General features: G+C 34.4%; 12 protein-coding genes. 2 read left to right on the top strand and 10 right to left on the bottom strand.

Annotated features, from left to right (window positions below; all coding sequences use genetic code 11):
- Positions 1-3: 3 nt before the first annotated feature.
- The 7 genes from HMPREF3103_RS00275 to HMPREF3103_RS00245 form a co-directional block, all read right to left on the bottom strand.
- Positions 4-369 (bottom strand): hypothetical protein, encoded by a 366-nt coding sequence (locus HMPREF3103_RS00275; protein WP_005605332.1) that lies wholly within the window; start codon positions 367-369, stop codon positions 4-6.
- Positions 335-1522 (bottom strand): DEAD/DEAH box helicase, encoded by a 1188-nt coding sequence (locus HMPREF3103_RS00270; protein ID WP_070436715.1) that lies wholly within the window; start codon positions 1520-1522, stop codon positions 335-337. The genes HMPREF3103_RS00275 and HMPREF3103_RS00270 overlap by 35 nt, the downstream gene beginning before the upstream one ends.
- Positions 1523-1656: 134 nt before the next feature.
- Positions 1657-2304, bottom strand: a complete 648-nt coding sequence (locus tag HMPREF3103_RS00265; RefSeq protein ID WP_070436779.1) for an amino acid ABC transporter permease — start codon at positions 2302-2304, stop codon at positions 1657-1659.
- 13 nt (positions 2305-2317) lie between these two features.
- Positions 2318-3193: a transporter substrate-binding domain-containing protein gene (locus HMPREF3103_RS00260; protein WP_070436713.1), complete on the bottom strand. Its 876-nt coding sequence runs from the start codon at positions 3191-3193 to the stop codon at positions 2318-2320.
- Positions 3194-3340: 147 nt separating this feature from the next.
- Complete coding sequence (gene uvrC / locus HMPREF3103_RS00255; RefSeq protein WP_070436711.1) at positions 3341-5119, bottom strand: excinuclease ABC subunit UvrC; 1779 nt, start codon at positions 5117-5119, stop codon at positions 3341-3343.
- A 43-nt stretch (positions 5120-5162) separates the two neighbouring features.
- Positions 5163-6341: an iron-containing alcohol dehydrogenase gene (locus HMPREF3103_RS00250; protein WP_070436710.1), complete on the bottom strand. Its 1179-nt coding sequence runs from the start codon at positions 6339-6341 to the stop codon at positions 5163-5165.
- A 103-nt stretch (positions 6342-6444) separates the two neighbouring features.
- The gene (locus HMPREF3103_RS00245) at positions 6445-6768 is read right to left on the bottom strand and encodes a hypothetical protein (RefSeq protein WP_246826933.1); all 324 of its coding nucleotides are present in this window, start codon (positions 6766-6768) and stop codon (positions 6445-6447) included.
- 150 nt (positions 6769-6918) lie between these two features.
- On the opposite strand from HMPREF3103_RS00245, the gene HMPREF3103_RS00240 reads away from it, so the two are divergent.
- Together HMPREF3103_RS00240 and HMPREF3103_RS00235 are read left to right on the top strand one after the other, a co-directional pair.
- Entirely contained in the window at positions 6919-7953 is a 1035-nt protein-coding gene (locus tag HMPREF3103_RS00240; protein WP_070436706.1) for a glycosyltransferase family 4 protein, read from the top strand.
- A gap of 10 nt (positions 7954-7963) precedes the next feature.
- Entirely contained in the window at positions 7964-8590 is a 627-nt protein-coding gene (locus tag HMPREF3103_RS00235) for a TVP38/TMEM64 family protein (protein ID WP_005605322.1), read from the top strand.
- A gap of 40 nt (positions 8591-8630) precedes the next feature.
- Here HMPREF3103_RS00235 and HMPREF3103_RS00230 read toward each other — a convergent pair whose 3' ends face one another.
- From HMPREF3103_RS00230 to guaC, 3 genes are all read right to left on the bottom strand, one after another.
- Positions 8631-10133: a serine hydrolase gene (locus HMPREF3103_RS00230; RefSeq protein ID WP_070436704.1), complete on the bottom strand. Its 1503-nt coding sequence runs from the start codon at positions 10131-10133 to the stop codon at positions 8631-8633.
- A gap of 90 nt (positions 10134-10223) precedes the next feature.
- Positions 10224-10823: a DUF6630 family protein gene (locus HMPREF3103_RS00225; protein ID WP_070436702.1), complete on the bottom strand. Its 600-nt coding sequence runs from the start codon at positions 10821-10823 to the stop codon at positions 10224-10226.
- Positions 10824-10935: 112 nt separating this feature from the next.
- Positions 10936-11922, bottom strand: a complete 987-nt coding sequence (gene guaC, locus HMPREF3103_RS00220) for a GMP reductase (protein WP_005605317.1) — start codon at positions 11920-11922, stop codon at positions 10936-10938.
- Positions 11923-11955: the final 33 nt, after the last annotated feature.

The following is an 11955-nucleotide window of genomic DNA, read 5'->3' as shown; positions in this document are numbered from 1 at the left end:
CAACTACCCTTTTAATCCTTCTATTGTATTAATAAATTTCTTTACTTCTGTTTTTTGATTTTGATGAAATCTGCATTTCATCGGTACAACGAAAGTCTCCTCTTTATCTAAATATTGCAATATTAGTTTCGGATTTCCTAAGAGCCTCTTTTCAAAAGAAACTTTTTGAATACGATTTGAAGGAATAACGATGGGTCTATTTGCTCTCCAAACACCTTCTTTAGAAGTTTCAAACAGAACGAAACCATCTTTAGCCCAAAAGAGTACAAAGTTCTGTTCTCCTTTATCTAAAGCTATTAAGCTATCGGTATCTGTCATTTCAAATCCGAAGAAACTAATTTGACTTTTTAAATCCTCGATGATTTCCATTCTTATTCCCCTTCTTTCGTTTCTGAATTGGTTTCTTAGAACTTACTTCTTTCTTCTTCAATTGCTCAACTGGTTTTAATTGTCCTGCATATAATTCGAATGGAACTAGTTTATGTTTTCCCGCAACTTTCTTCAAGTCTCTTAGTTCACGGTCGTTCACTAGACTCAGAACTAAACCATCTTTCCCCATTCGTCCTGTGCGACCAGAACGATGTGTATATTCATCTGTTGAGTCTGCAATATCATAATGAATAACAAGTGGTAAATCTTCAATATCCAGTCCCCGCTGTGCTACATCAGTACTAAGTAAGAACGGAATCTGCCCTTTTTTAAATAAATCAATAGCTTTCTTACGTTCCGATTGATGAGCATCACTTGATAAAAGTGCAACTGGGACTTGATGAAACGATAACTTTTCTCCGAGTAATGCGGCGTTTGCAATCGAATTAACGAAAACTAATGCTTGGTTTGCATTTTCTGAGAAAGCGAGCTTTCTTAGTATCTCATCACGTTTTCTAGTTGGACATTCAATATATCCATGAATTACATTCGCATGCGCAGCGTTTCTCTCTGAAACTTCAATAAAAGTCGGTTGCATATTAATCCATTTATTCACTTCTTCTAAATTTTTATTCTTTGTCGCTGAAAAACAAAGTACTTGTCTTTCAGAAGGAAGTTTTTTTACAAGTTCTCTCGTATTATTCAATTGCTCCGGGTCTAGTAAATAATCTGCCTCGTCTAATACGAGTAGTTCTACTTGATGAAGCTTTAATTTACGAAGTTTAGAAAGTTCTAATAGTCGACCAGGTGTTCCGACAACAATTTCTGGTTTTTCTTTTAACTTCTCTACTTGGCGTTTAACGTTTGCACCGCCTGCTAAAACTTGCACACGGATTTCTGGAGATTTCCATTCTCTAATCACTGTTCCAATTTGTTGGGCTAATTCTTGTGAAGGCGCCACAATAAGAGCTTGCAATGTCCTATCTGCTTTTACTCTTTCCAAAATAGGAACGACATACGCTAATGTTTTCCCAGTCCCTGTTGGTGAGATGGCTACGATATCTGTCCCCTCTTTAATCAGTTCTTGTGTCTTTTCTTGTATCGGTGTTAATGTGTGGAAGCCGTGTTGCTCCCAAATAATTTTCGTATTCATAAGTGTCCTTTCCGATAACCAATGTTCTTTTGAGTCCTATTCATTTTAACGAAGAAACTCCTATACTTCAAATAGTTTCAACGTTTCTATAAAAAAGAGAACTGCTGTTACACAGTTCTCTGTACTATTTTCTATTAAAGTGCCATTTTCTTTTCTAAATATCGTTGCCCTTGTTCGAAAAGCAAACAGATAATCCAGTAAATAATTGCTACTAAAATATAAACCGTCATATAGTTTTGTTCGCGACCACCTACAATTTTCGCATTTTGGAAAATATCAGGTAGTGAAATCATCGCAACTAGAGACGATCCTTTAATCATATCCAGTAACACATTACTTAATGGTGGGATTGCAATTCGAAACGCTTGAGGTACGATGACTTTTTGTAAAGTTTGACGATAACTCATCCCAAGAGACATCGCTGCTTCCCATTGGCCATTATCCACTGCATCCATTGCCGAACGTAATACTTCGGAAATATACGCGCTACTTGCAATACTAAAGCAAAGGAGCGCACAGACTAAAGCGGGTAACGTTATTTTTAAGAATGGTAAACCAAAATATAGTAAAAATAAAAACACTAGCGTTGGTGTTCCTCGCATAAAGGACACATGAAACGTTGCAATCCATCGTAGAAAACGGAACCTTGACCGTCTCATTAATACGAGAATAAATCCTAAAATCGTTCCGAATACGAAGCTTGTTAATGCGACTCCTAATGTATATCCTAATCCACTAAGAATAAACCAAAAATTGTTAATCGCAATACTGATATCGAAGATTTTATTTAACATATTAGTCTACATCTGAAATATCGATTTTTTCTGTTTTGAATTCTTTAGGTTCTGTTACGTCTTGACCAGCGAAGAATTTTTCAGAGATTTTTTTCAATGTTCCATCTTTCTTCATTGCATCCATCGCTTCATTGAACTTATCACGTAATACAGTGTTATTTAATGAAATTGAGAAGCTTGAGCTATAAGGGTTTGCGTAAACACCTTCGTTAATCTTAATGTCGTATTTATCTTTAGCAAAAGCGACCGCGATTGATTGTAAGTAGTAATCGTTGATAATTACATCTGTACGTCCGTTTACTAAATCAGACATATATACATCATTTGTTACGTTGTCATAAACAACTAATTCCGCACCAAGTTTTTTAGCAATCTTCATGTAGTTTGTACTAGCTGCACCTGCTGCTTTTTTACCTTTTACATCAGCCCAAGAATGGATTCCTGAATTATCGCTTCCACGAACAACCATTGATGTAAATGAGTATTTATGAGGTGTAGTGTGTAAATAGTCATCGAAGTTTTTCGCACCTTCTTCAATTGAATAGTTAGCGATATCCGTCATTCCACTATCTAAAGCTGTTAACATTCCGTCAACACCCATTTCCGTAAATTCAACTTTAAGGTTTAAACGCTTCGCAACTTCCTTCATGATTTCCACATCGTAACCAGTTAGTTCATTATTATCATTATGGAATGATTGTGGATATAAAGTACCTGCTGTTGATACTTTAATGACACCAGATTCAACAATTTTATCCCAGTTTGCTTGCGCATCTGAAACTGATACAGTTGATTCTTGTGTTTTTGTTGTGTTTGCTCCGCATGCTGCTAATAATGTAGCCACAGCAACGAAACCAGCTTTCATCCATTTTTTCATTGGTTTAACCACCTTTTATTTATTTTTCAACAATCAAAAAGATAGCACATCCATCCAAAAAAAACAAAGATTAAGTCTTGAAAAGTAAACTAAAAAATGAAACAGATAATTTACCTGTTTCACTTTTATGTTTTTACTCTTAAAAATTTATTCATTCTGAAACGTTGTTATTATATTGCTTGCAACTTTTTCAGAGATTCCAATCTTCCGTAACTCCTCAACACTAGCATTTTTTATTGCGGTAGTAGTCTTAAAATGACTTAAAAGTTTCTTTCTAGTTTTCGGTCCTACTCCATCTATTAACTCCAATTTTGAAGAGAAAGTATTCTTGCTTCTAACTTGTCTATGAAAAGTTATAGCGAATCGGTGAACCTCTTCTTGGACTCTTTGAATCAATTGAAAGGCTTGTCCTTTTCGATCTAATTCAATAGGAGTAAATTTTTCTCCATAAATTAAAGAGGCCGTTTTATGTTTATCATTTTTTACCATCCCACAAACCGGAATAGATAAGCCTAGTTCATCTTCTAGAACTTCCATAGCAGCTTTCATTTGAATTTTTCCACCATCCATTAAGATTAAATCAGGAAGGTCCGCTTTTTCTCTTAGCAATCTAGAATAACGTCTTCTAATCACTTCTTGCGTCGTCGCGAACTCATGGCTTCCAAGGACCGTCTTCACCTTAAATTTTCGATAATGTTTCCGATCGGGTTTCCCATCTCGAAAAACAACCATAGCAGAAACAGGATTCGTACCTTGAATATTTGAATGGTCAAAAGACTCAATCACCGACAACTTTTCAAGTCCAAGAGCTTGTGATAACTCATCTAAAGCACCTAATGTTTTTAACTGACTCTGCTCTTCTCTTCTAAACTTCTCTAATAAAGAAATCTCACTATTTTGAGTCGCTAAGTCTAGCATTCTTTTTTTAGATCCTCTTTTTGGGGATACAGCTTTTACCCCCAGTGTCTCGGATAGTAAATCAATATCTAAAGCATCCGGAACTAATATTTCTTTAGGTAAAATATGGTTTTGATCTTCATAAAACTGGATAATAAAGGATAGAACTTCATCTTCAATTTGATCATAAATAGGAAACATCGCTGCTTCCCTTTTAATAATCGTTGATTGTCTTAATAAAAATACTTGAATTGAAATCCATCCTCGATCAACAAAGTACGCAAATACATCTCGATTCGTGAAATCAGAACTCATTATGTTTTGCTTCTCAACCGTTGCTTCAATGTATTGAATTTGATCACGATAATCCATAGCTTTTTCGAATTCCAATCGTTCAGAGGCCTCTAACATTCTCTGATTCAAATCATCTTTAATGGCTTTTACATCTCCATTTAAAAAGCGTTGAATTTTTTTTATTTGTGTTTTGTACTCTTCCTCAGAAATTTCATGGTCGCAACAACCGATGCACTGTCCTAAATGATAATAAAAACAAGCTCTGGTTTCATTCTTCCCACATTTTCTTAATGGATAAATTTTTTGAATGAGTTGTTGGGTAGACGTAGCAGCAGTTACATTAGGGTAAGGCCCAAAATAAATTCCTCCATCTTTTTCAACTTTGTGAGAAATCACTAATTGCGGATCCCTCTCTGAAGTGATTTTTAAATAAGGATACATCGTCCCTTGTTTCAACTTAATATTGTAGTACGGTTGATATTTTTTTATCAGGTTAATTTCGAGTAAAAGAGATTCTTTATTTGTCTTTGTCACAATATACTCAAAATGGTGGATTTCACTAACTAGTTTTTCAGTTTTCGTATCATGTGCACCTCTGAAATAAGAACGAACACGATTTTTTAAATTCTTGGCCTTCCCAATATAGATAATCTCATCGTTACTATTTCTCATAATATAGCAACCCGGTAAATCTGGAAGATTCTTAAGTTTGCTTTCAATCAATTCACTAGCCATTTAATCTTCCTTTCATTCAAGACTAATAAAAAGTACATTCTATTTATAAAGCCGTTTTATATACCTCATAAGCAACTTCAGGAGTCACATCCCCATGTTCAGATAAAGCGACCTTCTTATGACGTTTTAGTCCTTCCACTAATGCTGGGATTACTTCTTCACCTAAACCTACATCACTAAATCGAGTAGGAGCACCCAGAGATGAGAAAAATTTTTCTGTATTTATAATAGCTTGTTCCACAACCTCATTCTCTTCTCCATCTAATCCCCAGACGCGTTTTCCATATTGAACTAACTTTTCCCATTTTTGGTTTTTCCTAACTTTCATCATCGCTGGCAATACAATTGATAATGTTCTCCCATGGTCTATTCCATGATTTAAAGTGATTTCATGACCTAATGCGTGAGAAGACCAATCCGTCGGAACGCCTAAATTAATTGTCCCATTTAACGCATTAGTGGCACACCACATAAAAGTAGCTCTATCGTTATAATCAATATGATGAATATCAATAATACGAGGAGCAATCTCAATCAACGTTTGAAGGATGCTTTCTGCATAACGATCCTGAAGAATCCCTCCTACTGGATAGGTTAAGTAATTCTCCATTACATGGATGAATGAGTCTAAGAGTCCGTTTACTAATTGACGTTCAGGTAATGTATAGGTTAGTTCGGGCTCTAATACTGAAAATACTGGAAACGTCTTTGGCCCTCTAAAACTTACTTTTGCATTTTTTTCAATAAAACTAATCACTGCTCCAGAATTCATTTCAGAACCAGTTGCTGGTAAGGTTAAAATCGTTCCAAATGGTACAATCTCTTGAACGGGTAGTCCTTTTCCAATTCCCCAACCAAATAAATCTATAGGGTCTCCTTCAAACAGGCTGGCTGCAGAGACAAATTTAGTTCCATCAATGACAGAACCACCTCCGATTGCAAGTAAGTAGGTAAAACCTCCTTCTCTTACTTTATGGACAGCCTTCATTAACGTTTCGAATGTAGGATTTGCCTCTATTCCCGAAAACTCATCCCAATCGCGTCCTCCAAGAGCTAAAACTGCTCTCTCAAAGGCTCCATTTTTTTTGACTGATCCTCCACCATATAAGATGAGGACTTTTGCATCTTTAGGTATTTCATTATCAATTTCCTCTATACGTTTTTTCCCAAATAAAATTTTTGTTGGATTTTGAAAAGTAAAATTTTGAATACTCTTTTCCATTTCTCTTCACCTCACGCTTTATCAAATGATGTTTGCTAAAAATAATTAACTCCTAGACTTCTAACAAAATAAACTGGACAATGCCCAGCTTACTTTTCTATTATCAATGAATCTTTGATAAGATATATTTATTTAATCTTTCCGCTGAAATCTCTTTTTCCAATTTTGAAACTTCAATAGGACTTAGAGGGATTTCGCAAGTCTTATTTCCATTATCATCATAAGAAACAACTACTTGTCCCACCTCTTCTCGGTACTCGCGAACTACTTTCGAAAACAATAATGCTAGTTCCTTTTCAACTTCTAGTGCACAATGCTCTCTTAAAAGCTGAAATTGTTCCGCTATAACAGAAGGAATATAGTAACAATCTACTAGTGTCATTTCTTCTTCTTTAGATTTTTTATTAGATCTTTTACTTTTTTTCATAAACACCCTCGATTCTTTCTTCTTTTTTAGTATACAAAAATTCAAACAATAAGGCAAAAACATTAATTTTTCTAAATTTTGTTGATGCTGTTTTCCAAATGCTTTAATTCATGGTAAAATGGGTTGGAAATATACTATTAAGGAGTCAATATGCTTACAATAAATATGCTAACTCGTGCAGACAGTGTCAAAGGACAAGGAGTGATGTCTGCAACAGAGGAACAAATTAATTTAGTAACTGAAGGTCTTAAAGGATACAAAGTAGTTGTAAACCAATTAAAGATTGCTGATATTAATCATATTCATACAATTAATCCAGACTTTCTGTTTAAGTCATTCTTAAACAATAAGAAGCAACCAACAATAGCATCAGTACATTTCTTACCTGAAACACTCGAAAAAAGTATTTCTCTTCCAAAACCAATAAAAGAATTGTTCTATAAATATGTCCTATCTTTTTACAAACAAGCGGATTATTTAGTAACTGTTAATCCCCGTTTTATTGATGACTTAGAACAATATGGAGTCGATCGTTCAAAAGTTACTTATATTCCAAACTTTGTATCTCGTGATACCTTTTATAAAATCACTGATCAATCTAAAGGGGAATTAAGAAAGAAATTTGGATTAAATCCTGATCAGTTCACAGTCGTATCTGCTGGACAATTGCAAATGAGAAAAGGTGTTCTAGAATTTATCGATTTAGCTGAAAAAATGCCTGAAATTCAGTTTGTTTGGGCTGGAGACTTTGCTTTTAAAGGAATTTCTGAGGGACGAAAAGAAATTATGGAACATATGGATGATCTTCCTGATAATGTTCATTTTCTAGGATTGGTTGAAAGAAACCAAATGAATGAATTTTTTAATATGGCTGACGTCATGTTACAACTTTCTTTTGAAGAATTATTCCCTATGACTATTTTAGAATCCATGAATGCTAATATTCCTCTTCTATTACGTGACTTACCTGAGTACAAGCCAATATTATTTGACTACTATTTAAAAGGGACAAGTCAACAAACGTTTAAAGAACAATTAACTAAACTTAAAGAAGATCCTGAGTACTATGCTATGGCATGTGAAGGCTCAAAACGTGGCGAACAATTTTACTCAAAAGAGAGTATTCTTCTCCAATGGCAACAATTTTACGATAAAGTTGCAACAGAAAGAAATTTAAAATCATAAAGGAGCAACAATGACAACCAACGAAATTAAACAAGGAAAGCCACTCTCACCTACCGCTCAGAAAGTAATGAATATCGCTTCCATTTTAGGAGCAATTGCAACAGTCGTATTTATTGTTTGGGCTTGGCAAAAAGGCTTATTCACTTCTGAAGAGACTTTATCTGCATATATGTTACAGGCTGGCATTTGGGGGCCTCCAATTTTTATCTTTCTCCAAATATTACAAACAGTTGTTCCAATTATACCTGGCGCTCTAACAAGTATTGCTGGAGTTTATATTTACGGAAATATTATCGGGAATGTCTACAATTACATCGGTATTATTATCGGTTCAATTATCGCATTCTACCTTGCACGTCAATACGGTCAACAATTCGTAAAATCAATGGTAAGTGAAAATACGTATAATCGTTATATCAATTGGCTGGATAAAGGAAAATGGTTTGACTACTTTTTTGCTTTCATGATGTTCTTCCCAGTTTCTCCGGATGACTTTTTATGTATGTTAGCTGGTTTAACAAAGATGACTTATAAAAAGTTCATTATTATTATTCTAGTCTTTAAGCCGTTTACATTAGCTGCTTATACCATCGGATTAAGATTCATCATCGATTGGTTCTGGGCATTCTTTAAATAAACAAATACCCCTGAGAAGAAATTCTCAGGGGTTTCTTGTTTTAATAATCTTTTTTGAATACTTGAACAGTTGCAATCACAATCCCACTAATAAATACACTTAAAGCTAATAAAATACCAGCAAGTAATAATGGGTTTTTACTTAAGCTTCGTAACCATCCAACAAAAGTGCTTGTATCCTCATCATTAAAGGACAATACACTTTCATTCTTAGCTTCAGACGTAGTTGCAGCTTCTTCAGTTGTTGTTTCTTCTACTACCTTAGTAACCTTATGTACATTACTTTTAATCGCTTTTGTTAAAGTTGGAAAAGTATTTTCAACGATAATCTCATCGCCAACTAACTTATAGGTTGGTTTTGAATCGCCTTTGGTAATAGCTTTAATATCTTTTTCTACTTTTATTTTCTGACCATCAATTTCATGAACACCAGCTTTTAAAACTATTTCTTCATGATATTCCGTAAATGCCTTTTCTAAAATAGCATTCCCAAATTGAGCCCTATAATACACGCTAGTATTATAATCACTCCAACTACCTACTCCCATTAACACTTCGATTACTCGTCTGCCTTTTTCTTTGGCTGTAATAACATGGTTCAAAGCTGCGTTTGGAGAAGATCCGGTTTTAAAACCATCAACATGGAAATAACCTTGATTCATTCCACTTGCTAATTGGTTTAATGTATAGAATGTTTCTTCTACTACCGTTCCTTCCATTGTTGTCACTGCTGGCTCTCTGGTGATTTCAAGAAATTCTGGGAAATTTTTTAAGAAATAATAAGATAAAGTTGCTAAATCTCTAGCAGTTGTTTGATTATATTCATCTGGAACACCTTCCACTGTATATAATCCACGGAACGCCGACACTACTGCCCCACTTGGATTATAGAACTTAGAATTCGTCATACCAAGTTCTTTTGCTTTATCGTTCATCATTTTAATATATTCTTCATTTGATTGACTGATAGCGTGCGAAAGCATTACAGTAGCTACATTTGAAGAAGGATACATCATTAAATATAATAAATCTCGAACCGGATATTCAATGCCTGCTCTAATTTGATTATTACTAATATCATCAATCGTAGAAATAGCTCTGTCTAATTCAGTCGCAGTAATTTTCGTATCTAATGTAATTTTTCCAGCTTTAATAGCTTCATATACTAAATAAGCTGTCATTAGTTTAGTAGTACTAGCAGGATCCCAAGGCTTATCAATATGGTCACCATATAAAATTTGTCCAGTTTCAGCATCGACTAAAATGGCACTTTCTGGTCGATAATACTCACTAACATCATAACCATATCTTTGAGTGATCTCGAAAATCTCATCTTCAATAGAAAGTTCTGTTGATTTTTGCTGAGTCGTTTCTTCTTTCTTCTCCGGAGCGACCGTTGTTGGTGCTTCTTCTGTTTCTTCCACAACAGTTGTTTGCGAAACAGATTCTTCTGTCGTTTCCTCCGCTGAAATGGGTGCTAAACTAGTTAATACAAAAGAACAACTCAGTACTCCAAGTAGAAACTTTAAATTTCGTTTATTCATCACTATCCTCCTTACAATCTATTTTATTTTACTAAGATTTTCTTAAGTTTTCAAATAGAAAGAAGCAAAAATGTAACCATTTTGTAATCGTTACGAAATTTGCTTCCAACTTTTCTCTATTGTATTCACTAATTTATTGAATTTTCCCATCCTTTTTTCCATCATTGAAAAAATTAAAACATTCTCATCATCCAATTCGAAAGTTCCAATAATTATCTCAAGCTTCTGGAGTTCCATTGAAATGCACTCTAGAAATTCCGCTAAAGATTGATAGTTACAATGGCTTAAACGTTCATCAAGAGAAATCTCTTTTAGCTTTTTTAACTGTTTGAGATTTTTCATGACAGTTTCTACATTATCTCTCCAGTATATCCTTTTAGCATATGATTCTTTTTCTAAAGTCAATAGAAGAATCAACCAATAATCATCCATCAATTCCTCATGAAGAAGTTCAGAATCCTCATTCCATTCATCGCAATCTTCTTGGAACTCTTCCAATAAAAGTCTAGGATCCTCAAAATAATTTTCTAATAATCCTTTTACGGTCTGATTATGGTCTGTGATAATTTCCGAAATTTGGAGATAACAATCTTCATCGGAATCACTGTCTACTTCGACAGTTTCACTATCAAGCGTCTCTTCCAATTCGAATTCATCTTTCCTTCGACTTTTTCGATTAAATAGCCACATAGTTTTTTCCTCCTTTTATGGAGTTCTTTAGATTAGTATAACAAACAATTTTCGAAGAATAAATATCAAATTAAAAAAGCAGAAAGATTTCTCTTTCTGCTTAACAATCTGTTTAAATAGAATCCCCATTAAAAATAGAGTTTTTTACAATCACATAATCTACTTTACGAATGGCTTCGATATCTTTTCCGCCTGCATATGAAATTGATGATTGTAAATCTTGTTGCATTTCAATTAAAGTATCTTGAAGCAATCCCTTATATGGAACGACAATTTTCTTACCTTCCACATTTTTACGTTCCCCTTTTTGGTACTCAGAAGCACTTCCAAAATATTCTTTATAAAGTTGTCCATCCACTTCTACAGTTTTACCGGGTGACTCTTCATGTCCTGCAAAAAGTGAACCAATCATAACCATTGTGGCACCAAAACGAATAGATTTAGCAATGTCACCATGCGTACGAATTCCACCATCTGCAATGAGAGGTTTACGAGCAGCTTTAGAGCACCAACGTAGAGCCGCTAACTGCCATCCGCCAGTACCAAATCCTGTTTTAATTTTTGTAATACATACTTTTCCAGGTCCAATCCCTACTTTTGTTGCATCTGCCCCAGCATTCTCAAGTTCACGAACGGCTTCTGGCGTTCCTACATTTCCAGCAATTACAAAAGTTTCTGGTAAATGTTTTTTTATATGACCAATCATATCAATCACAGAATTTGAATGACCATGCGCGATATCTATTGTGATATAGTCAGGAACTAAATTTTTTTCTTTTAATTCTAGAATGAAATCATACTCTTGCGGTTTTACACCCACACTAATAGATGAAATTAAACCATTCTCTTTCATTCGTTTTACAAATGGCAAACGACTTTGCTCATCAAAACGATGCATAATATAAAAATACCCATTCTTTGCTAAAAACTCTGCTACAGATTCATCAATGACAGTTTGCATATTAGCTGGAACTACAGGAAGTTTAAAAGTGAACTTCCCTAATTTTACTGTAGTATCACACTCCGAACGACTATTTACAATACATTTATTTGGGACTAATTGAATATCCTCATAATCGAATGCATTTAACTCAAACATAAATTTCCTCCTATATCGTTAATGCGTACGTAG

Source organism: Granulicatella sp. HMSC30F09 (assembly GCF_001806915.1).
Classification (GTDB): domain Bacteria; phylum Bacillota; class Bacilli; order Lactobacillales; family Aerococcaceae; genus Granulicatella; species Granulicatella adiacens.
The sequence above is the reverse complement of the archived record's forward strand: the minus strand, read 5'-3'. Positions and strand labels throughout refer to the sequence as shown.